This is a genomic window from Sphingobacterium cavernae (assembly GCF_008520265.1).
GTDB lineage: Bacteria > Bacteroidota > Bacteroidia > Sphingobacteriales > Sphingobacteriaceae > Sphingobacterium > Sphingobacterium cavernae.
In genome coordinates, this window is the sequence record NZ_VIQM01000048.1 from 1 (window position 1) to 515 (window position 515).

Genomic DNA, 515 nt, shown 5'->3' on the forward strand with positions numbered 1-515 from the left:
CTGCACTAAACCAGACCAACTCCGGCACGATTTCATCCGCATGGATTACGGTATGAACTTTGATCCCTCCTTTTCTTTTACCATTTCGAGGATTCCGGCCAACACAGCTTAAAATGTCTTTAAATAAGCTTATTGTCGTGCTGTCAAAAATTTTAACCTGTTTATTGATAACATCTTTAATTCGGCTGTCCGATAAAAAATGGCCATATTGATTCAATAGTTGATGGTATATGTTTTCAAAAACTCCCACGTCTCTTTTCTTATTCGCATCGGACAAAGTACTTCTTTTTGGAATGTGATTTAATTGGAAATGGCCGGTCTTACCTGATAAACCAAGATGGCCCCAGATATCTCGCGCAAGGAAGTGCATTTGGAAAAAGAACAAAATAACATACTAATCAGGTGGTCTTTAGTTGTAAAACGTTTAACGTAACGATCCGAACTGCTTTTTTTTACTGCACTTTTTATGATCTTATCGTCAATTAACGAAATCAGCTGTCCGAAAACAGATTTGC

At 37.5% G+C, this 515-nt stretch carries 1 protein-coding gene and 1 pseudogene; both read right to left on the minus strand.

Annotated features, from left to right (window positions below):
• A pseudogene (locus FLS47_RS09700) lies at window positions 1–370 on the minus strand (IS4 family transposase); the annotation flags it as partial.
• On the minus strand, window positions 301–495 hold the full coding sequence (locus tag FLS47_RS19005) for a DUF4372 domain-containing protein (RefSeq protein ID WP_223225213.1): 195 nt from the start codon (window positions 493–495) through the stop codon (window positions 301–303). The pseudogene FLS47_RS09700 and the gene FLS47_RS19005, both read right to left, overlap by 70 nt.
• Window positions 496–515 lie beyond the last annotated feature (20 nt).